This is a genomic window from Winogradskyella thalassocola, from assembly GCF_900099995.1.
GTDB lineage: Bacteria > Bacteroidota > Bacteroidia > Flavobacteriales > Flavobacteriaceae > Winogradskyella > Winogradskyella thalassocola.
On sequence record NZ_FNCZ01000001.1, the window covers coordinates 339008 to 361412 of the forward strand.

Annotated in this window: 18 protein-coding genes; 17 read left to right on the forward strand and 1 reads right to left on the reverse strand. The window is 33.8% G+C overall.

Features of this window, described 5'->3' with window-relative positions; genetic code table 11:
- Window positions 1-161 precede the first annotated feature (161 nt).
- Complete coding sequence (locus tag BLT80_RS01415; RefSeq protein WP_092465801.1) at window positions 162-731, reverse strand: hypothetical protein; 570 nt, start codon at window positions 729-731, stop codon at window positions 162-164.
- A gap of 181 nt (window positions 732-912) precedes the next feature.
- On the opposite strand from BLT80_RS01415, the gene metG reads away from it, so the two are divergent.
- The 17 genes from metG to BLT80_RS01495 all read left to right on the forward strand — a co-directional run bounded on the left by metG (window position 913) and on the right by BLT80_RS01495 (window position 22354).
- The gene (gene metG, locus BLT80_RS01420; RefSeq protein ID WP_092465802.1) at window positions 913-2967 is read left to right on the forward strand and encodes a methionine--tRNA ligase; all 2055 of its coding nucleotides are present in this window, start codon (window positions 913-915) and stop codon (window positions 2965-2967) included.
- Window positions 2968-3115: 148 nt separating this feature from the next.
- Window positions 3116-3586, forward strand: a complete 471-nt coding sequence (locus BLT80_RS01425; RefSeq protein ID WP_092465803.1) for a lipocalin family protein — start codon at window positions 3116-3118, stop codon at window positions 3584-3586.
- A 5-nt stretch (window positions 3587-3591) separates the two neighbouring features.
- Window positions 3592-4299: a YiaD family glycine zipper/OmpA-like lipoprotein gene (locus BLT80_RS01430; protein ID WP_092465804.1), complete on the forward strand. Its 708-nt coding sequence runs from the start codon at window positions 3592-3594 to the stop codon at window positions 4297-4299.
- A gap of 88 nt (window positions 4300-4387) precedes the next feature.
- Window positions 4388-6505: a Tex family protein gene (locus BLT80_RS01435; protein ID WP_092466854.1), complete on the forward strand. Its 2118-nt coding sequence runs from the start codon at window positions 4388-4390 to the stop codon at window positions 6503-6505.
- A gap of 105 nt (window positions 6506-6610) precedes the next feature.
- On the forward strand, window positions 6611-9004 hold the full coding sequence (locus tag BLT80_RS01440; protein WP_092465805.1) for a hypothetical protein: 2394 nt from the start codon (window positions 6611-6613) through the stop codon (window positions 9002-9004).
- 25 nt (window positions 9005-9029) lie between these two features.
- Window positions 9030-9932, forward strand: coding sequence for a histone deacetylase family protein (locus BLT80_RS01445; RefSeq protein ID WP_092465806.1), 903 nt, complete (start codon window positions 9030-9032; stop codon window positions 9930-9932).
- Between the two features lie 74 nt (window positions 9933-10006).
- The gene (locus BLT80_RS01450; protein WP_092465807.1) at window positions 10007-10525 is read left to right on the forward strand and encodes a ferritin; all 519 of its coding nucleotides are present in this window, start codon (window positions 10007-10009) and stop codon (window positions 10523-10525) included.
- A 62-nt stretch (window positions 10526-10587) separates the two neighbouring features.
- Window positions 10588-10764 (forward strand): hypothetical protein, encoded by a 177-nt coding sequence (locus tag BLT80_RS19955; protein WP_175455525.1) that lies wholly within the window; start codon window positions 10588-10590, stop codon window positions 10762-10764.
- Window positions 10765-10879: 115 nt separating this feature from the next.
- Window positions 10880-11428: an ASCH domain-containing protein gene (locus BLT80_RS01455; protein ID WP_092465808.1), complete on the forward strand. Its 549-nt coding sequence runs from the start codon at window positions 10880-10882 to the stop codon at window positions 11426-11428.
- 205 nt (window positions 11429-11633) lie between these two features.
- Window positions 11634-13145 carry a sodium:solute symporter family transporter gene (locus BLT80_RS01460; RefSeq protein WP_092465809.1) on the forward strand — a complete coding sequence of 504 codons (1512 nt, stop codon included), beginning with the start codon at window positions 11634-11636 and terminating at the stop codon, window positions 13143-13145.
- Window positions 13120-14625 carry a class I adenylate-forming enzyme family protein gene (locus tag BLT80_RS01465; protein WP_092465810.1) on the forward strand — a complete coding sequence of 502 codons (1506 nt, stop codon included), beginning with the start codon at window positions 13120-13122 and terminating at the stop codon, window positions 14623-14625. The genes BLT80_RS01460 and BLT80_RS01465 overlap by 26 nt, the downstream gene beginning before the upstream one ends.
- A gap of 83 nt (window positions 14626-14708) precedes the next feature.
- Window positions 14709-15578 (forward strand): alpha/beta fold hydrolase, encoded by an 870-nt coding sequence (locus BLT80_RS01470; RefSeq protein WP_175455526.1) that lies wholly within the window; start codon window positions 14709-14711, stop codon window positions 15576-15578.
- Complete coding sequence (locus BLT80_RS01475) at window positions 15575-16990, forward strand: hypothetical protein (RefSeq protein ID WP_092465812.1); 1416 nt, start codon at window positions 15575-15577, stop codon at window positions 16988-16990. Before BLT80_RS01470 ends, BLT80_RS01475 begins: the two co-directional genes overlap by 4 nt.
- Window positions 16991-17147: 157 nt before the next feature.
- The gene (locus tag BLT80_RS01480; protein ID WP_092465813.1) at window positions 17148-19634 is read left to right on the forward strand and encodes a TonB-dependent receptor; all 2487 of its coding nucleotides are present in this window, start codon (window positions 17148-17150) and stop codon (window positions 19632-19634) included.
- Between the two features lie 11 nt (window positions 19635-19645).
- Window positions 19646-20425, forward strand: coding sequence for an alpha/beta fold hydrolase (locus BLT80_RS01485; RefSeq protein ID WP_092465814.1), 780 nt, complete (start codon window positions 19646-19648; stop codon window positions 20423-20425).
- Between the two features lie 86 nt (window positions 20426-20511).
- Window positions 20512-21282, forward strand: coding sequence for a 3-hydroxybutyrate dehydrogenase (locus BLT80_RS01490; RefSeq protein ID WP_092465815.1), 771 nt, complete (start codon window positions 20512-20514; stop codon window positions 21280-21282).
- Between the two features lie 229 nt (window positions 21283-21511).
- The gene (locus BLT80_RS01495; protein ID WP_092465816.1) at window positions 21512-22354 is read left to right on the forward strand and encodes a helix-turn-helix domain-containing protein; all 843 of its coding nucleotides are present in this window, start codon (window positions 21512-21514) and stop codon (window positions 22352-22354) included.
- The last annotated feature ends 51 nt before the right edge of the window (window positions 22355-22405 follow it).

Here is a 22405-nt window from a genome sequence, read left to right on the forward strand (position 1 = left end):
TAAAAATTGAAGCTTATCAATTTATATAACGAATAACACTTTAAAAAAATACGTCGCCCTTTTCAATCTTCAATTTAAATCAATCAGAAATTTTAGCGCATAAAAAAAGAGATAATCCTATACATAAGACCATCTCTTTTTTCAAAAATTTAATACAATTATTAATTGAATAATGCTTTAGTTTTTGTTGCATTAGAAGTCGCTGATCGACCTAAATCAGATGAGTAATCAACTGACACTAAAGATCCTGTATAGTAACCCGAAAATGAAGCACCGTTAGATACCGTTCCTTCAAATTCAAACTCGTAAGAAGAACCATCATCTAAAACCGTAAAAGTTCCTGAGTTTATTTCGAATGCATCGTAATCTTCATCAACAGTAGCATCGATGATTATCTCAGCATAGCTATAGGCACCCCCTTCAATATTATTTCCAAAAGTATATACTCCTTCTGCTAAATCCTGTGAATTTGATGTAAATAATTCAAAATATACTCCAGAAAAAACATCATTAGTAGGCACCGCTTCACCATCTACAATTCGAAGCCCTGAGTCCACTAAAGAAATATCAAAGTTATATATACCATTAGAATATTCGCCATAATCCTCGATAACTCCTGATTTTAATTGATATTCCGTATCACCATAAACTAATACACCCGAACCACTAGTAGATCCTCCGTCTCCATCATCATCACTTCCACAAGAAAAAGATACTAAGCTAATTGACACTAATAAAATAAGTAATTTTAAATTCTTTATTTTTATAAATTTGTTTGGTTAAGCGCTAAATGTAGTTTAATTTATATTTTTCCAAAAAAAATGTTAAAACTTTTCGATAAAGCGTTTCTATATTTCATTATAATCCACACTACAAAATGCTTACTTTTGTAGCTTCAAAAAAATAAAAACCATGTCGAAAAGATATACTATAACAGCAGCATTACCATATACTAACGGCCCAATTCATATTGGACATTTAGCTGGTGTTTATGTGCCTGCAGATATTTATTCTAGATACTTAAGATTAACAGGTAATGACGTTGCTTTTATTTGCGGAAGTGATGAGCACGGTGTGCCGATTACCATCAAAGCAAAAAAAGAAGGAGTCACTCCACAAGATATTGTGGATAAATATCATGCTATTATCAAACAATCTTTTATTGACTTTGGTATTACTTTCGATAACTACTCACGTACTACAGCTAAAATTCATCATGATACGGCTCAAGAATTCTTTAAGACACTTTACGACAAAAAAGAGTTTGTAGAAGAGGTTACTGAACAATTATATGACGAAGAAGCGAATCAGTTTTTAGCGGACCGTTTCGTAACAGGAACTTGTCCAAAATGTGGAAATGAGGAAGCTTATGGCGACCAATGTGAAAGTTGTGGATCGAGTTTAAATGCTACAGATTTAATAAATCCTAAATCGGCAATAACTGGCAATGTACCAACTTTAAAAGAAACCAAACACTGGTTTTTACCTTTAAATAAGCATGAAGACTTTTTACGCGAATGGATTTTAAAAGGCCATAAAAAAGATTGGAAACCTAATGTTTACGGTCAAGTAAAATCTTGGATTGACGATGGCTTACGTCCACGTGCCGTAACCAGAGATTTAGATTGGGGAATTCCGGTACCTGTTGAAGGTGGAGAAGGCAAAGTACTTTACGTTTGGTTTGATGCTCCTATTGGTTACATTTCTGCAACCAAAGAATGGGCAGCACGCGAAGGTAAAAACTGGGAAGATTATTGGAAAGACGAAGACACCAAATTGGTACACTTTATAGGAAAAGATAATATTGTGTTTCACTGTATTATTTTCCCATCCATGTTAAAAGCTGAAGGCTCTTATATTTTACCAGACAACGTACCAGCTAACGAATTTTTAAATTTAGAAGGTCAGAAATTATCAACCTCTAAAAACTGGGCCGTTTGGTTACCGGATTATTTAATCGATTTCCCAAATCAGCAAGATGTGTTGCGTTACGCTTTAACGGCAAACGCCCCAGAATCTAAGGATAACGATTTTACGTGGAAAGATTTTCAAGCTAGAAACAATAATGAATTGGTAGCTATCTTCGGAAACTTTATCAATCGTGTGGTGGTTTTAACGAATAAATATTACGATGGCATTATTCCAACACCATCGGAATATTCTACTATTGACGAAGAAACATTAGCAGCTGTAAAAGCGTATCCTGCTGTGATTTCGAGTTCTATTGAACGCTACCGTTTTAGAGAAGCGAGTCAAGAGTTGATGAACTTAGCACGATTAGGTAACAAGTACCTTGCAGACGAAGAACCATGGAAGACAATAAAAACTGATGAAGCACGTACCAAAACCGTAATGTTTGTAGCTTTACAAATTGCATCGGCATTAGCCGTTTTATCGGAACCATTTTTGCCTTTTACTTCAAAAAAACTGAAAGGTATTTTAAATTATAATGATGCTTCTTGGGAAGATGTTTCAACAAAAGATATTCTACTTCCGGCAGAACATAAACTACAAGAAGGAAAAGCTGATTTACTATTTTCTCAAATTGAAGATGCTGAAATTGATAAGCAACTTGAAAAATTAATTGCGAGTAAAAAAGCAAACGAAGCGGCTAATAAAGTGGTTGAACCTCAAAAAGAAGAAATTACGTTTGAAGATTTCACAAAATTAGATTTGCGTGTCGGTACAATTATCGAAGCAGAAAAAATGCCGAAAACTAAAAAACTTTTAGTATTAAAAGTAGACACCGGTATTGATACAAGAACCATTGTTTCTGGTATTGCCGAAAGCTTTTCTCCAGAAGACGTCATAGGTAAACGTGTTACTGTTTTAGTGAATTTAGCACCAAGAGCCTTACGAGGTGTTGAAAGTCAAGGAATGATTTTAATGACGGAAGATGAAGGTGGTAATTTGGTTTTTGTGAATCCTGATATTGACGGTGTTAAGAATGGATTGCAGATTAGTTAAGCCCTCCATCTTTTTATTTTAGATTATAAAAGATGGAGCCTCATACAGGTTCCATCTTTTTTTGCTAATGCATCAATAATTTTTTCTTTTCAAGCAAGCCACGCATTACCCTTTAAGTAATTTTGAATTCAAACATTACTTAAAGACAATGAAAAAAATAGCAATACTATGTTTAACCCTTTGCTTTTTAGCATGTGGGTCTTCAAAAACCGTTCGTCAATCAAAAAAAACGATTAAAGGAGATTGGACCTTAACGTCCATAAAATCTTCAGCAATTGGAGATTTAAAAATCACACTACTTAATGATGCCGAAAAAGCTTGCTTCGATAATAGTATATGGCAATTCATACCTAATAACAATACAGGAACTTATACTCTATCCGGATTAAATTGCACTTCCGATAAACGGTTTTTCGTATTCACCATAGATGAAGTTAATGAGGACACGGGATTATATAATTTTCTATTAAAACCCACCAACGAAAAAGGCAAATCGGAAACTAATGCAGGATTCAGACTCGAACTCACGTCTTTATCTGAAACCACTATGCAGTGGCAACAAATAGTGACCTTAGATGGAAAGCCCATCACCATTACAATGAACTTTACTAAACTATAAATATTATGAAATTATTCAATTATAAATTAACATTAGCCATAACCTTATCATTACTTTTAGTACTAATGACCAGTTGTAAGGCTGTAGACAATGCAAACAATAAACAAAAAGGTGGTGTCATCGGAGCCGCTGGAGGAGCCTTATTAGGTGCCATTATTGGAAATAATGTTGGTGATGGTAATAACAGTGAATTAGGAGCTGTTATTGGTGGAGTTGTTGGCGGCGGAGCCGGAGTGCTTATTGGAAACAAAATGGACAAACAAGCCCAAGACATTGAAAATGAAATTCCTGGAGCAACGGTAGAACGTGTAGATGACGGTATTGTACTTACTTTTGATGAACAAAGTGGGGTATATTTTGATACTGAAAAGTATAACATCAATGCAAAATCCCAAGAAACACTAAATAAATTAGCAAGTGTATTTACAGAATACCCGGACACAAACATACTAGTCGTTGGCCATACGGATAGTTCTGGTAATGACGCTTACAATATGACGTTGTCTAAAAACAGAGCTGAAGCTGTAACTAATTACTTAACCGGAAAAGGTTTAGGTTACGGACGATTTACAACCCATTGGTTTGGTGAAGAACAACCGATGTACGATAATACAACAGCAGAAGGACGTTCTAAGAACAGACGTGTAAATATTGCTATTGTGCCGAACGAAACAATGGTTAATGATGCGAAAAAAGAAGCCGGATCTAATTAATAACTTTTGCTAAAACTATTCGGCAATTACAACAGAGTTAAATATATTACAGACCTTATAATTTTAAATTTATAAGGTCTTTTTTATGATGATTAAATATATAGTTCAACACACGCAATTAGCCGAAAAAAATATAAAAAGTACCGTTCAATTACTGAATGAAGATTGTACCATTCCATTCATTTCCCGATACAGAAAAGAAGCTACAGGAAATTTAGATGAAGTTCAAATTGCTGATATCGTCAAATACAAAGAGTTATTTGAAGCTTTAGAAAAACGAAAAATTGCCATTTTAAAAGCTTTAGAAGAACAAGACGTTTTAACCGAAGACTTAAAACAAAAGATTGTAAATACTCAAGACCTAATAACACTCGAAGATCTTTATTTACCCTTTAAGAAAAAACGAAAAACAAAAGCTGAAACCGCTCGTAAAAATGGTTTAGAGCCTTTGGCTAAAATCATCATGAGTCAAAAGGCAAATGACATCGAATCTATTGCATTTAAATATGTAAAAGGCGACCTTTCATCTGTTGAAGATGCTTTAGAAGGAGCCAGACATATCATTGCAGAATGGATTAATGAACGCACTGATATTAGGAATAGTTTACGGAACGAATTAGAACGACATGCTCAAATTACTACCAAAGTAATTAAGTCTAAATCTGCAGACGAAAAAGCGCAAAAATTCCGAGACTACTTTGATTGGTCTGAATCCCTATCACGAATTCCTTCACATAGATTATTAGCCATTTTAAGAGCAGAAAGCGAAGGCTTTATCCGTGTGAAAATTGAAGTTGATGCTGTTAGAGTTTTAGAACGTATTGATAATAGAATCATACAAAGCCAAAATGCTTGCGCAGATCAAATAGAATTGGCCATTTCAGATGCCTATAAACGTTTATTGTTTCCATCATTAAGTAATGAAGCCCTTCAAAAGGCAAAGGAAAAAGCCGATGAATCCGCGATTACTGTTTTTGCTAAAAATTTAAAGCAATTATTATTAGGCTCACCTATTGGTGAAAAACGGGTTTTAGCCATCGACCCTGGTTTTAGAAGTGGTTGTAAAGTCGTTTGCTTAGATGCACAAGGTGCTTTAAAACACAATGAAAACATCTATCCACATGCCCCAAAAAATGATAGTATTGGTGCCATAAAAAAGATTTCTTCTTTAGTCGAAGCTTATAAAATTGAAGCGATTGCGATTGGAAACGGAACAGCATCAAGAGAAACCGAAGCTTTAATTCGAAAAATTCAATTTAAAAACGATATCCAAGTGTTTGTCGTTAGTGAAGCTGGTGCGAGTATTTATTCGGCATCAAAAATTGCTCGAGACGAATTTCCAAATTATGATGTTACAGTTCGTGGTTCGGTTTCTATTGGAAGACGTTTGCAAGATCCCTTAGCCGAATTGGTAAAAATTGATGCTAAATCTATTGGAGTTGGGCAATACCAGCACGATGTGGACCAAACAAAGCTTCAAAAACAACTCGATGTTGTGGTTGAAAATTGTGTGAATGCCGTTGGTGTTAACATTAACACCGCAAGCATACCACTACTAAGTTCGGTCTCAGGAATTGGACCAAAACTAGCAGAAAATATTTTTAATTACCGAAACGAAAACGGAGCCTTTACATCGAGAAACGATATTAAAAAAGTGCCACGTTTAGGAGGAAAAGCATACGAACAAGCTGCTGGTTTCTTAAGGATTCGCGATGCCAAAAATCCATTAGACAATTCTTCTGTGCATCCTGAAACTTATAAAATAGTAGAGAAAATGGCTAAAGACGAAGGGGTTTCGCTTCAAGACTTAATTGGAAACAAAACCATTCTTCAAAAAATAGACTTAAAAAAGTATTATACAGAAACGGTTGGTTTACCTACGCTTCAGGATATTATTAAAGAATTAGAAAAACCTGGATTAGATATTAGAGAAACAGCCAAAGTGTTTACATTCAACCAAAATATAAAAACCATCACCGATTTACACGAAGGGCAATTATTGCCTGGCATTGTTAATAATATCACCAATTTTGGTTGTTTTGTAGATGTGGGGATTAAAGAAAGTGGACTGATTCATGTGTCAAATTTATCGGATAGTTTTGTAAAGGACGTTAACGAACATGTGCATTTACATCAGCAAATTATCGTCAAGGTTTTAGAGGTTGATGTGGCAAGAAAACGGATTCAGCTTAAATTGCATAAATAGATATCTTTAACAACTAGAAAAATCTGATTAAAATTTAGTACTTTACCGTGGATTAATAATCTTTTCTTGGCCTAATTTTTGTCCCATTTTTTTAAACCAACACTTATGAAAAAACACGCTACTCCATATTCTTGTCATTTTGTTTTTATTCTTTTGTTATTCAGCTTTGTTTCTATTAACGCCCAAGAAGATTCTCAAATTTTAGACAGTTACGAGGAGTATACTGAAGCTGCTCGCGAAGTGGTTTACTTACATCTCAATAAATCTAACTACATTAAAGGAGAAGACATCGCTTTCACAGCTTATGTCCTAGACAAAAAAGATAAAAAACCATCTCTTCTTACTACAAATCTATATGTAAGTATTGCGGATAAAGATGACACTATACTAAAACAAAAATTAATAAAAGTCGTCGATGGAGTGGCATCAAATACGTTTGAAATCGACTCCCTTTTTAAGTCTGGCCACTATAAAATAAAAGCATACACCAATTGGATGCTTAATTTTAATGAGAAAAATTATTTTTCAGAATCCATTAGAGTTATCGATGCGGATACCGAAGACTATGCTGATGAAAAAAGAATAGATAATAAAATTGACGCACAATTTTTACCAGAAAGTGGCCACTTATTAAATGGGGTTGTTAATGTGGTTGGTGTGGTTATTAAGGATCAACTTGGTTTTGGTATTCCTTTTGCAAAAGGTGAGGTCGTAGATAAAAACAACGAACTACTAACCTCTTTTGAAACGAATCAATTTGGTATTGGAAAATTTCAGTTATTGCCAGAACTTGGCAACCAATACAAAGTAAATGTAAAAAACACTAATAAAGATTTTACGTTTAACATCAATCAAAACATAGAAAAAGAAGGTATTATCATAGCACTAAAAAGTTTAAATTCTAAACTCTTTGTCTCATTAATAACAAATAAAAAAACATTAGAAACTGTTAAAAACAAAAGGCATACCTTAATGATTCATAACGGAGATCAATTCGATATTATGGACATTTACTTTACAGATTCTACAGAAATAACAAAAGCTATTGAGTATGGCAATACGGCTTCTGGCATCAATACATTAACGCTTTTTAATGACAGTGACCAACCCATTGCAGAACGTTTATTCTTCAACTATGAAGGTCTCTCTATTTTAAAAACAGATACTATAACTCTGAATAAAACAAAAGATTCCGTAACTCTAAATCTTAATTTTAAAGGTATAAATGCGGATACTTTTAATTCCTTAAGCATCTCAGTTTTACCAGAAGAAACCAAATCTTACACTAGTCATAACAATATTATGTCTTATGTGTTTTTAGAACCTTATGTTAATGGAACTATTGAGCAATCTAAATACTATTTTACAGATATCGATGCCAAAAAGAAATATGAATTAGACAATCTACTCATAACACAAGGTTGGAGTAGTTATAATTGGTATCACATTTTTAATACAGAACCAGAAACACCATACGCTTTTGAACAGGGCATTACTATAAAAGCCAACCTTACGGCTAAGGATAAAAATAACGGTAAAGAAATAAATTTTTTAATGCACGCTATAGGTAATGACGCACCAAGAGTCTTCAATGTTAATGATACGCATAATAGTTTTTTAATTGAAAACACCTTTCCTGAAGAGGCGACTACAATTAAGATTTCAAAAATGACTGAAACTAACGGCTTATTGCCTGCCACATTGTATTTGCAGTTTTTCCCGAATATAATACCTCCTTTAAACGATAAAAATTCATTGCTAACACCCAAACCTGATTATAAATTATTAGAAAGCCTTAGTCGCTATCGCAGTAATTTTATGTTTAACAATGCTAACAACGTACAAAAACTAGATGAAGTCACTATAAAATCTAACGTTAACAATAATAAACAGCGATTAGAAAAATTGAACAACAGCGTAGGAGGAAACATTACTGTTTTTGATGAACAAGACAAAAAAACATTTACCACTTTAACTAACTTTTTAATATCTAAAGGCTTATTTGTGGATGACTCAACAAGCGGACTAGACGTCCGTTCTACTTACAGCCCAGATACACCAATGTTAATTTATTTAGACGATATGCTTTTATATGATACAAGTATTTTAAACCGATATAGTATAGAGAACATTGACTATATAGAAATTAATAAAACAGGAATTGGACAAGGATTAAGAGGCGAAAGCGGTGTTATTAAAATTTATTTGAATGAGATTAGCACCACAACCAATTACGACAAAAGCACCATGAAGGAGTTTAAACTTCCTTTAGCATTTAGTCCAGAAAAAAAATACTACGTCCCTAAATATAGAAATACAGGTGATTCATTTTACAAATCGTATGGTGTCGTAGATTGGAAACCGCAATTAAAGATTGATAAAAATGGTAATGCAAGTTTAAAATTTGAAAGACCTAGACTACCAATTACATTATTCATTGAAGGTATAATTAATGACGGCTCTTTTATTTTTGAAGAAAAAACAGTCCCAATGAATTAGGAAGCTTAATCTCCTTATAATAGTAATGTTAAAAATAGCGTTTCACCCAATCTACAGGCATTTATTACCAGAAGGCCATCGTTTTCCTATGGAAAAATATGAATTGTTACCACAACAATTACTCCATGAAGGCACCTGTAGTGACACTAATTTTTTTGAACCAGAACGACCTAATGACAAGCATATTGTTGCTGTTCATGATCCTGAGTATTATTATGATCTAATCAACATTACACTAAATCAACGCGCTGCTCGAAAAATAGGATTTCCGTTGAGTAGGACTTTAGTAGAACGTGAAATACTCATTACAGATGGCACTATAAAAGCTAGTACGTATGCATTACAACATGGCATTGCTATGAATATTGCAGGAGGCACACATCATGCGTTTACGAATCGTGGGGAAGCGTTTTGCATGTTGAACGACCAAGCTATTGGAGCGCGATATCTTCAACATAAAGGACTCGTAAAAAAGATCTTAATTGTAGACCTAGACGTGCATCAAGGCAATGGCACAGCAGAAATTTTTCAGAATGATTCTTCTGTATTTACCTTTTCAATGCACGGCAAAAGCAATTATCCATTTAAAAAAGAACAAAGTGATTTAGATATCGCTTTAGCGAATGATACTGATGATTCTGCTTATTTAAAATTATTAGAAACCACGCTAGCAAAGCTCATCGCAGAACAACAACCAGATTTTATATATTATTTATGCGGAGTTGATGTTATTGCTTCTGATAAATTAGGAAAACTAGGACTAACTGTTGAAGGCTGCAAAGCTAGAGACCGTTTTGTTTTGGAACAATGTAAATTAAATGAAATTCCTGTAATGTGCAGTATGGGCGGCGGTTATTCTCCCTATATTAATACAATAGTAAATGCCCATGCTAATACGTTTCGATTAGCACAAGAACTTTACTTCTAAACCAAAAAGCAATTTCTCACAATTATTTTACCAACGTATTTACAATCCCTATCTTTGTTTAAAACACCACAACTATGTTATCAAAATCTATTGAAGCTGCATTAAACAAGCAAATAAGAATCGAAGCAGAATCGTCTCAAGCCTATTTAGCCATGGCAATTTGGGCAGAAGTAAAAGGACTAGAAGGTATTTCTAGCTTTATGTACAGCCAATCGGACGAAGAGCGCGAACACATGCTAAAGCTGGTAAAATTTATAAACGAACGTGGTGGTCATGCGCATATTTCAGAACTGAATGCGCCAAACGTAACGTTTACATCTTATAAAGCCATGTTTGAAAAACTTTTAGAACATGAAATTTTTGTCTCTGAGAGCATTAACGAATTAGTCCATATTTCTTTACAAGAAAAAGATTATGCCACGCACAATTTCTTACAATGGTATGTTTCCGAACAAATTGAAGAAGAAGCTATGGCAAGAACAATCCTAGATAAAGTAAAGATGATTGGAGATGATAAAGGTGGATTGTATTTGTTTGACAGAGATATAAAGCAACTCACAGTTAGTTCAGCAGCAGATACTCCTGGAGCCTAAATGTTAAATATTATTTAGATTAAATATAAATAGCTATTTTTGCACTATTGATTTTTCATGCAATGGGCAAAAAGAAAAAAAATAAAAAACTAAAAAAAGAACGTATTAAAGTTCTTGAGGCTTCTGGTATTGAAACACTTGGAAATGTAAAAACCAAGTGCTGTAAAAAATATAAAAAAGCCGAAAGCAAGCGTTGTAAAAAATGCCCTTGTTTCGATTTACTAAAAAAGGTGGCTTAAAACTATCGCATTTTATGTTTTAGTTTTTAACAAACATAAAATCTATTATAGATTTATAAACGAGAAACAGGAACCTATTTGGTTGCTGTTTTTGTTTTTTTAGTAATTTAGGATAATGAAACACATCGCCTTCCTTCTACTTTTAATTTTAACGAGTTGCAAAAACGATACAAAGACCGACATACAAACAGAAAACAGCATTGATAAATCCGTTTATGACATGTGGCATAATTACACCGCCTCTCATCCCGAATTTTCAAAAGACGAACTCCCAGACTCTTGGTATTTTCATAACAATAAAAAAGACGCCAATCGGTTAACGGAATTGGTTGTTAACGGCAAAAAGAAAGCAGGCTCTGGTTTATACACTTGGTATGAAGACGCCAGTGCCGATTTACCCAAAATTGGAACAAAACATATCATTACCGATTTTGACGGTAAAGCAAAAGCGATAATTGAAATTAAAAACGTAGACACTATTCCATTTAATCAAATTACTAAAGATTATGCCTCCTTAGATATGGGAACAACTATAGACCCACTTCAAAAATGGAAAAAAGCACATTGGGACTTTTTCGCAAGTACCATGGAACAGAGCGAAGACACACCAATTGAAGAGATGCTAATCGTTTGCGAAAGATTTGAAACGATTTGGCCAGAATAATTCAAATCTCAAAAACACTTCAAAATCATTACACTTTTCATTAGACAAGTTTATAAATAAAGTCATACCTAATGATTTTAAAGCTATATTTATCACAATACAATTTATATTAAAAATATAGTTAAAAGTCACACCTTAATAAAATCAAATAACGAGACTTAAAATAATATAAAGATTGTTATTTGTTTTAAAGACTTTATTTCAAATGATTGCATCAGACCAATTAGTAACCTACATGTGGATTTTATTAGCAGTTTATGCTGCTGTAATTTTGTTTTTCGTGATTCGAGGCGCTCGAAAAAACACGAGTATAAACGATTATGCCGTTGGTACTATTGGTTTCCCTTCTTGGGTTGTTGGTTTATCTTTAGCCGCCTCAATGACGAGTGCTGCGACTTTTATTATTAACCCAGGATTTATTGCACTCTACGGCATCTCTGGAGTAATCTCGTTTGCCATTGTCTTACCAATTGCGGCATTTATTTCGTTAATCGTTTTTACAAAAGGCTTCGTAAAACAAGGAAATGCGGTAAAAGCAACCACCATGGCACAATGGATTGGCAAACGCTATAACAGTAAAAGCTATGCCTTTTTCTTTGGCATCATCGCACTCTTACTCATTACATTTATTGTCTTAATTAATGTTGGATTAACACAAGTAATTTCAAAATCCTTGAATGCCGATCCGTTTTATGTCTTAATGGGAATTACTGCTTTTGTATTTGGATATATGATGTTTGGCGGAGCCAATTCTATGGTGTACACCAACACCATTCAGGCGATAATAATGTGTATTGTAGCCTTAATTTTAATAGGTTCAGGTTCCGAATATTTCGCAGATGGCATCACTGGATTCTTTGATAAATTAAATGCGATTGACCCAAATCTAACAAAACCCACAAATACAGAAAGCTTTCTGTTTCGAGATTATTTTGAAATCATTGCCACCCAAATCGTGATTGGAGTTGCTATCGTTTGTCAACCACACATTATTACCAAATCGTTGTTATTAAAAGATTCAAGTAAAATAAACACCTACCTATTTAGTGGTATTGCTTTTATGATTGTATTCTTTTTAGTAGTCGTAGTCGGTTTATATGCCCGAATCAGTTTTCCTGATTTTATGGTCAACGGTGACAAACTACGAATGGATGAAATCATCCCAACATACGTCGTAACCAAATTTTCTGTTGGAGTTGGGTTGGTGATTGTGGTTGGTTTAATTTCAGCAGGATTGTCTACTTTAGAAAGTTTAATACAATCCTTATCTATTACCATTACTTCAGATATTATCAATCCATTATTTAAGGATAAGTTTACCGAAAACACCATAACTATTAATAAAGTGGTGATTATTGTTTTAGGTATCGTGAGTTTCTTGCTCAGTTGGGAGCAGATTAAAAATCCAGATGTTAGTGTCGCCATTTTTGCTCAAAATGGGGTCTATGCTTATTTTGCTGCTGCATTTGTTCCAGTATTATTTGGAACATTTTTAAAACATGTATCTACCCGATCTGTTTTTATAGCAAGTATCACAGCCATAGTAGTGCATTTCGGAATTTATTACGGAAGAATAACACCTTATATGCAAGAGCCCGTAAACAACCCTGGAGTTTCAGCAGCCATTGGAATCATAACCTCATTAATCGTTGGTTATATAATTTATAAAATAGACACAAAAAAAGTAGAATGTGGACACGCTAGATTGGACAGCTAAATGGGCAGATTACACGCCTGATAAAATTGCTCTTACATCGTATGACGCTAATAAAAGTTATACGTATAGTGACTTACACACTTATGCTAATCGTTTAGTCGATAAATTTACAGCGCTAAAACTAGAGGAAGGAGACCGAATTGCAGTATTAGCAGAACATGGCTTAGAGTATATGGTGCTTTTTGTAGCGTGCCAACGTATGGGACTTATTATTGTACCCTTAAATTATCGTTTATCTTTAAACGAAATCGGAAAACTGATAACAGACTGTACACCAAGTTTATGTATTTATAATTCTAATCATAAGGACCACGCTGAACACTTACCAATTCAAAATTTAAAAACAGTTTCATTTGAAGCACTAGAAGATTATTTTGAAAATTCAGAATGTCCAACCAGTCGAAGCTTTAAAATTAAAGAAGATAATCCTTTATTCATTTTCTATACTTCAGGTACAACAGGCTCTCCAAAAGGAGTAATTTACACTAACAAAATGCTGTTTTGGAATAGCCTTAACACCTCTATGCAATTGGGAATCACCTTTAGAGATTCCACAATAAACACCTTACCACCTTACCATACCTCTGGATGGAATGTGTTTATAACACCATTATTACATAAAGGCGCTCATATTGGTATGCTCGAAAAATTTGATGCCGAAAAAATACTATGCCTTTTAGAACTCAATAAAACCACATTATTTATGGCGCTGCCAACAATGCTGTTAATGATGCAAAAAACACCTGTTTTTAAAGATGTGAATCTTAAGAAATTACGCTACATCATTTCTGGAGGTGAAAAAGTACCATCAGAACTCGTTAGCTTTTGGAAAAATGAAAAGAACATTTATATAAGACCAGGTTATGGCTTAACGGAAGCAGGACCAAGTATTACCTCGCTCCATCATAAAATGGCAGAGCTAAAACCAAACTCTATAGGGAAACCTAATTTTTATTTAGATATAAAAATCTTGAATCAAAATGGTGACACTGTTAAAGTAAATGAGGTTGGAGAACTTTGCATAAAAGGAGATATTGTAACACCGGGTTATTGGAACAATTCGGTTAAAACAAGCAACAAAATTAAAAAGGGATGGTTGTTTACTGGTGATTTTGCCTATAGTGATGCTGAAGGTTTTTTATATATGAAAGGCCGCAAAAACGACATGTATATTTCAGGAGGAGAGAATATTTATCCTCAAGAAATTGAAGTACAATTAGAGCTTATTAATGACATAAAAAAAGCTGTCGTTTTAAGCGTGAAGGATGAAAAATGGGGAGAATGTGGCATAGCCTTTGTAACTTCAGAAAGCAAAACCCTTTCCGTTTTAGACATACGTAAAAACCTCACAACGAATTTAGTGGCTTTTAAGCACCCAAAGTATATATTTATTTTAGACGACATTCCATTAACAAGTTTAGGAAAAGTATCTCGAAAAAAACTCTATAAATATTTTAACGCGATTAAATCAGAACAATGATCAAAACAATGAAACGACTTAGCATACTACTTATATTTATACTGATAAACACCAATGTATTTTCCCAAAACTCTAAACCACTCATGAAAGACATGCTTTCTGAATATAATTTTAAAACCCAATCTACGACTATAGATAGTTTAGAGATCAGTTACATTAAAGAAGGTGTCGGAAAACAAACCTTACTTTTTGTACATGGACTAAGTAGCAATTCTGATGCTTGGTCAAAAAACATTAGCACCCTAAGAGAAAACTACACCTGTATCGCATTAGATTTACCAGGTTATGGAAAATCATCTAAACCCGAAGCTACCTATACCCCAAGTTATTTTGCTGAAATTTTACACAAATTCATCAAAAAACTAGACTTAAAAAACACCATCCTCATTGGACATTCCATGGGAGGACAAGCAAGCATTAAATTAGCAACCACCTATCCTGACACTATAGAAAAATTAATTTTAGTTGCACCAGCTGGTCTCGAACAATTTTCAGAAGAAAATGCTGCTTTTATGAAAGCTTTTTTCACTCCAGAATCAGTAAAAAACACGAGTGATGAGCAAATCGAAAAAAATTATGCTTTAAACTTTTATGCGCAGCCAGACGACGTTTCTAAAATGGTAAATGATCGAAAAAAAATTAAAGCATCATCAGATTTTGAAGCTCATTGCAAAGCCATCGTCAATAGTATTTCGGGTATGTTAGATGATACCGTTTTTAACGACCTAAAAGCTATTTCTCAGCCGACCTTAGTTATTTTTGGCGATAAGGATATGCTCATTCCCAATCGCTATTTTAACCCAAGTCTAACCGTTGAAACTGTTGGAGATATTGCAAAGAAGCACATAGAAAGCGTTACCGTTACGTTTATAAAAGATGCTGGTCATTTTGTTCAATATGAAAAGCCAACCGAAGTGAACACACTCATTCAGCAATTTGTAGATGCAGAATGAAAACAAAGCTTAAAAAATTTACAGAATTTAGCAAAACCATTCTACCCAATGAAGCTAAATATCTAGAATCACGATATCAATTTACAGACCCAGAAAAGCTAAGCATAATTACGCTTGTGGTTACAAATGCGCTGTCTCAAAATAAGCCTATAGATTTTGATGGTGACATCGATAAGCGAAAATATTCCTATATTAAAAATTGGATTGAAAACAAATTAGCAAGCATAGATGTTGATGCCACCATTGCCTGGATCATGTCTCTCAAAAAAAAGATTCTAACCGATGCGATAGCCTCTCACGAAGAAAAAGAGTTTCTACATTACATTTCCACCTATAAAAACATAGAGTTTAATTTTCAGAATTTATATGATCTCGCCAAAGAGTACAAATCGTATCTCTTGGTCAGAATGCGCTACAAAGACCATAAAATTGTAGCTGATTTTTTAGATGCTTATTTAGACAGTTATATCGAAGCCAAAGCTACCAAAGACAAACTTTACGACGCTACAACAGAAATTACCAATCAATATACCCGTAATAATAACGAAACAAAACACTTAGAAACGTGGTTGCTTCAGGTATTTAAATATGAAAACAGTGACGGTAAAAACCGATATCAAGCTTTTGTCTTATTGGCTTTTATGTACACTAATTATAATGAAAACGATAAATTAAAGGTCATTTTCGACCAAATTGATTATTACTTCAGTCAAGGAGAGATGTACTCTAGACGATTATTATCTAATTATTATGCTAGTCGTGTTTTACTACATTCTAAACAAGATGAATTTAAGGAAGCCGAGTTTTATGGATATTTATCCATACGACAAAACAACAATGATGTTTTAATGTATCTAAATAATTTGGTCGCCATTTTATTACGAAATCACAAACCCGAAAAAGCAGTTTCACTTTTAGAAAAGCATCACGATTTATATAAGGAAACGCACAATTATCACCAAAAGATTGGGTATTGTTCTTATCAAATCCGAGTATTGTCTGAACTTCAGAAAAACAAATTGGCAGAAGCTACCGCCAAAACATTTTTGCGACAGTATAAAAATGAAGTGCTAAACCATCGTTGGCATCATTTTTTTACCTCTTATATTAATGTCTTAATTATCTTAGAAAAATATGATGATGTTTTAAAATTAGCTTCAAAATTCAACCTTACAGAAAAGGAAAGTGAACGGCAAAAGCAGAATAATTATGTACCTAATATTTCATGGAGTATTTCACTATCAAGATATATGGAAGGTCAAATTAATTCTTTGCGATTATTAGAGGAAATAAAAGCACCACTTAAAGACATTCAACCTACAAAAAATCAAAAACAACTGATGATTAAGGTTATTGATCGACTCTCAAACAACCTCCCTGAAGCATTTTTAAAATTAAAGTCGCACATCTAGTTCTTTACAGTAAAACAGTACTTACATTGTGAGATTCCTAATTTAATAGCTCTTATTTTAAAAAAGTCACACTCATAAGCTTGTCAATTTATCAATGTTTAATTTGTTTTTCATAATAGATTGCCATTCAAACTAACTTAATCAATAGTCACGAATTATGAAAAAATTATTTTTTTTACTAACCCTCATTAGTTCTTTTATCGTTACTGCTCAAGAAACGGGTAGCATTAAAGGAATAATTACAGAAGAAAGCGGTATGCCACTATCTGGTGCAACCGTATATATTAAGGCATTAGATAAAGGAACCGTTACCGATTACGATGGAAAATTTATGCTAGATAACATTGCAGAAGGCACATACAATATTTCTGTGTCTTATGTTGGATACGGAACCTCAACCACAAGTGTGTCGGTAACAGGTGGTAATACAACCACATTAAATCTTACTTTAAATGAATCTAACAGTCTTTTAGATGAAGTGGTATTAACAGCCAACAAACAACCTCAAAAAATCACAGATGTACCTGCAACCGTCAACGTTATTACAGCTAGAGATATCGAAGAATTTCCGAGTTTTAATATTGGTGAATTAGCCTCTAGACAAAAAGGAGTTGATTTTGTAAGAAGTGGTGTCTTAGGTACAGGAATTAACATTAGAGGGTTTAACTCTGCTTTTAATTCTAAAAACTTACAAGTTACAGACGATAGATTATCTACATTAATTGCAACAGGTTTGCCAATGGGCTCATTCTCTACAGTGACCAAAGATGACATTGCACGTGTTGAAATATTATTAGGCCCTAACGGAACACTTTACGGACCAAATGCACACAACGGTTTAGTAAGTACAATTACTAAAAACCCAAGACAATCTGAAGGAACTACGGTTGCTTTAGGTTTTGGTAACCAAAGTGTTTTTACGACGCGCTTAAGACATGCGGAAGTGATTAACGATAAGTTTGCTTATAAATTTCATTTTGAACATTCACAAGGAAAAGAATTCAATTATGCAGATAGTGTTTACGTAGGCACAAAAGCGTATAAAGAATTGGATTTAGATCGTGATTTTGAATCTTCAAAATATGGTGCTTCTTTATATTATAAACCAACAAAAGCCTCAGAGCTTATCGGATATTATGGTCATAGTAAGAGTAACAACATTGGTATTACAAGTGCCGGACGTAATCAGATAAAAGATTGGACCATTGATGTGGCACAGTTAAAATTTGTATCAAAGCACTTTTTTGCTAATACCTATTACACGTGGAGTAAAACCGACGATACGTATGCAATGAACCAAAGAACACAAAACTATGTATCGTTTATAGAAAATGGCTTTTCAGAAGCTGAAGCGTTAGAGCGTTCATTTACAGAACAGTGGTTTCCAATAAGTCCTGGTTTTGGTGTCCCACTTCAAAGAGGCGCACTCTTCAAAGATGATTCACAACGTTTTAATGCCGAAGCTCAGTACAATAATAACTGGAATGATCTCTATGTAACCTTAGGCGCACAATACCAATTAGACATGGCAGATTCTAAAGGTACTTATCTTTTTGATGAAGGCGGAATTGATTTAGACCAAACAGGTATATACACACAATTAGAGTACAAATTAGACGATTCTGGATGGGGATTTTTGCTTGGAGGACGAATTGATAATCACGAATTATATGGTTCTAACTTTATCCCAAAAGTAGCTATTACGAAAAAACTGAACAACGGAACGTTTAGAGCAACTTACGGAAAAGGTATTGCTGTACCTTCTATCTTAAACCTTAAAGGAAACTTATTTGGTGGTTTGGTAATAGGAAACGGAGAAGGATTTACTTTAACTGATGGTACTAAAATTGGAAGATTAGATGTAGAAACCATTAATTCTTACGAAATAGGCTATAAAGGTCAGTTATCTGAAAAATTATTTATCGATGCCAATGCTTACTATAACCAATCTGATAATTTTATAAGTCCATTAGTAAATGTAGCAGATGCTGCAAATGGAAATAATGTAACACATGTTGGAGATACACCAATTGGCGAACTTGTAGAAGGTTCTGACGGATCGTTTGTATTAACGTATTTAAACTTTGGAAGTGTAGATACTTATGGAGTTGATGTAGGGTTGAATTATTATTTCAGTAATAGCTTTAGAACCACATTCAACTATTCCTATTTTGGTCGTGAGTTAGATAAAGATGACCTTGCTAATGATGGAAATTTAGACGGACAAGTTTTAGAAAGTGAGTTACCAATAAACACACCAAACCACAAGTTTAGCTTAGGATTTCACTACAACAAAGGAAAATTTTATAGTGCTATCTATGGAAGATACGTTCAAAAATATGATTTCTTCTCCGGTATAAATGTTGCCGCAGAAACACAAGATCAAGACGGAGATGGTGTTAACGAAATTGTAGAAAATGCACGTGTAGGAAGAACTTGGAATTACGGACAACTAGGAGGTTTTACTATCGATGCAAATGCTGGCTATAATGTAACGGACCAATTATCAATGGGACTAAGCATCACCAACTTATTAAATGCTAAAAACAGAGAGTTTGTTGCTTCTCCAATTATTGAAACATTAGTTTCTTTTGAATTAAAGTACCAATTCAGTCTTAAACAAAAGACTGCAACCGTAAACTAAGTTTCTAAAACATGTTAAAAAGACAAGTTAACGACATAGAACTAGATTATGAAGATCACGGCAAAGGGCAAGTCCTTTTAATGCTTCATGGCCTAGGATCCACTAAAAAAGATTGGGACGCACAAGTCCCTTTCTTTTCTAAAACCCATCGTGTTATTACTGTAGATTTAAGAGGTCATGGCGAATCTACAAAACCAAAAGACGCGTACGGAGTCAAATTAATGACCGAAGATGTTAAGCAACTTTTAGACCAACTGAATATAAAAAAAGCCACACTAGTTGGGTTTTCAATGGGTGGTGCGATTGCTTTTGAAATGGCTGCAAAACACCCAGAATATTTAGAGAATTTAGTGATTGTAAATAGCGGACCAGATTTTAATGCCATGGGCCAAATAGGAAAAGACCTTTTACAGAACCGAACCCATTTTTTAGAAACTCAAGGTTTAGAAATTTTATCGAAAGAGATTTCTTTTAATATGTTTCCGGAAGATCATCAAATAGATTTAAGAAACGCATTTGAAACCCGTTGCAAAAACAACGATTATAATGCCTATTACAAATCGTTTGTCACCTTAATGGATTGGGGTTTGGGAGACCAACTAAAAGACATTAAAACCCCAACTTTAGTGATCGCTTCAGATATGGATTACACTCCAGTTTCATTTAAACAGGATTACGTCAATCGCATGCAAAACGCAAGCTTAGTTGTAATTAAAAATTCTAGACATGGAGTGGTTTTAGATCAGCCCGATGCTTTTAATTTAGAACTTCAAAAATTTTTAGAAGCATAAAACATCCATAACTAGATTTTAAGACCAAAAGGAAATCATTATATGGATGTACCATGTGACAATTAAAAAACAATAGATATAAACACATGAATAAGACCGTACTTATAACAGGAAGCACAAGTGGTATTGGTTTAGGCATTGCCAAAAAATTTGCTAAAGAAGGTTATAATATTATGTTTCATGGTTTGGAAGCCAACGGACAAGATATTGCTAATGATATAGCACAAGAGCATAATATAAACGTCGGATTTTCTAATGCCAATTTATTGCAATCTGACGCCATAGAACATTTGGTAAATGAAACGATAAACACCTTTGGAAGTTTACATATACTCGTTAATAATGCAGGTATTCAGTTTGTGTCACCTATTGAAGATTTTCCGAATAGTAAATACGAAAATATCATAGCCATAAACATGAATGCTGTTTTCTACGCTTCAAAAGCTGCTTGGAAACACATGAAAAATCAAAACTTTGGAAGAATCATTAATGTGTCTTCCGTACATGGCTTAAGAGCATCCGAATTTAAATCGGCCTACGTCACCGCCAAACACGGCGTTATTGGCATGACCAAAGTGATGGCTTTAGAAGGAGCTCCTTTTAATATTACTTGTAATGCTATTTGCCCTGGTTATGTAAAAACACCTTTAGTTATTGGTCAGATAAAAGACCAAGCCAAGGCACATAATATGACGGAAGACGAGGTTGTAGAAAAAGTAATGCTAAAAAAACAAGCCGTTAAACAATTTGTCCCAGTCGAAGCCATTGCAGACATGGCCATTCTATTAGCTAAAGACAGCTCAACGACTATCACAGGTACCTCTTTTGTTTTAGATGGAGGTTGGAGTGCGCAGTAGTTGTTGGCTGTTAACTGTTAAAAACAGTGACTTATAATTTATATGATTTACTTGTATGTATTTTTTAAACTTCTGCTATTTATAAAATCATACGTTTATTAAAATTAGGCATCAGAACCTTTAAGTGTTAGTCTAAAACTCTGGTGCCTTTTTTATACTTTATCCAGAACGCTTCATATATAATTTTTTCGGTTTGTAATTTTTCGGCTACTTATTAGACTTAGTAGCTATGACTCACACTTTTAAAGAATTTTCTACAAACGCTATTTTTAATATTGGAAATGAAACTGATTTGCTTTCCTTTAAAAAGGCGAAACAATGTGAGTTATACACCTTTATTTGGGCAAAAACTGAAGCTATCGATTTAACTATTGACAGCGTTCCGTTTACGGTACCACCTCATAGCATATTAGCATTAACCCCTATTCAATATCTTCAATACAACGGAGGAAAGGACGTCATCATTTATCAATTTAACAGTGAATTTTATTGTATTAAAGATCACGACCAAGAAGTAAGTTGTGTTGGTATTCTCTTTTTTGGCAATACTAATATTCCAATTATTCATTTAGATCATACAGAGCAACAGAAGTACAACACGCTTCATGAGGTCTTTATAGACGAATTAGAAACTGAAGACAACATACAAGCCGAAATGCTCAGAATGTTAATGGCTCGGTTTATTATAAAGAGCACACGCTTGTTAAAGGCTAAAGAAGGTATTACAGAATCTCCTAAGAGTTCTAAAGTAGATTTATTACGTGAGTTTAATTTCTTGGTAGAACAACATTTTAAAACAGAACACAGTGTCGCGTTTTATGCCGAAAAACTATTTAGATCACCCAAAACCTTATCTAATAATTTTGCAAAACTCAACAGAAGTCCATTACAAATCATACATAATCGTATTGTTTTAGAAACACAACGTCAATTAGTCTATACCGATAAAACAGCAAAAGAAATTGCTTACGATATTGGTTTTGAAGACGCGTCTCACTTAAGTCGTTTGTTCAAAAAAAGTACTTCAATGTCACCTACAGACTATAAAAAACGTTTAAATACCTCTAGTTAGGAAAAATTGACATGCCATAGGGCAAATTCTTCATTTTAAAGCACCCACTTA

Excerpts from the sequence above, each read along its gene's own strand:
- metG (WP_092465802.1), top strand. The coding sequence starts at position 913 with ATGTCGAAAAGATATACTATAACAGCAGCATTACCATATACTAACGGC.
- BLT80_RS01425 (WP_092465803.1), top strand. The coding sequence starts at position 3,116 with ATGAAAAAAATAGCAATACTATGTTTAACCCTTTGCTTTTTAGCATGT.
- BLT80_RS01430 (WP_092465804.1), top strand. The coding sequence starts at position 3,592 with ATGAAATTATTCAATTATAAATTAACATTAGCCATAACCTTATCATTA.
- BLT80_RS01435 (WP_092466854.1), top strand. The coding sequence starts at position 4,388 with ATGATTAAATATATAGTTCAACACACGCAATTAGCCGAAAAAAATATA.
- BLT80_RS01440 (WP_092465805.1), top strand. The coding sequence starts at position 6,611 with ATGAAAAAACACGCTACTCCATATTCTTGTCATTTTGTTTTTATTCTT.
- BLT80_RS01445 (WP_092465806.1), top strand. The coding sequence starts at position 9,030 with ATGTTAAAAATAGCGTTTCACCCAATCTACAGGCATTTATTACCAGAA.
- BLT80_RS01450 (WP_092465807.1), top strand. The coding sequence starts at position 10,007 with ATGTTATCAAAATCTATTGAAGCTGCATTAAACAAGCAAATAAGAATC.
- BLT80_RS19955 (WP_175455525.1), top strand. The coding sequence starts at position 10,588 with ATGGGCAAAAAGAAAAAAAATAAAAAACTAAAAAAAGAACGTATTAAA.
- BLT80_RS01455 (WP_092465808.1), top strand. The coding sequence starts at position 10,880 with ATGAAACACATCGCCTTCCTTCTACTTTTAATTTTAACGAGTTGCAAA.
- BLT80_RS01460 (WP_092465809.1), top strand. The coding sequence starts at position 11,634 with ATGATTGCATCAGACCAATTAGTAACCTACATGTGGATTTTATTAGCA.
- BLT80_RS01470 (WP_175455526.1), top strand. The coding sequence starts at position 14,709 with ATGAAAGACATGCTTTCTGAATATAATTTTAAAACCCAATCTACGACT.
- BLT80_RS01475 (WP_092465812.1), top strand. The coding sequence starts at position 15,575 with ATGAAAACAAAGCTTAAAAAATTTACAGAATTTAGCAAAACCATTCTA.
- BLT80_RS01480 (WP_092465813.1), top strand. The coding sequence starts at position 17,148 with ATGAAAAAATTATTTTTTTTACTAACCCTCATTAGTTCTTTTATCGTT.
- BLT80_RS01485 (WP_092465814.1), top strand. The coding sequence starts at position 19,646 with ATGTTAAAAAGACAAGTTAACGACATAGAACTAGATTATGAAGATCAC.
- BLT80_RS01490 (WP_092465815.1), top strand. The coding sequence starts at position 20,512 with ATGAATAAGACCGTACTTATAACAGGAAGCACAAGTGGTATTGGTTTA.
- BLT80_RS01495 (WP_092465816.1), top strand. The coding sequence starts at position 21,512 with ATGACTCACACTTTTAAAGAATTTTCTACAAACGCTATTTTTAATATT.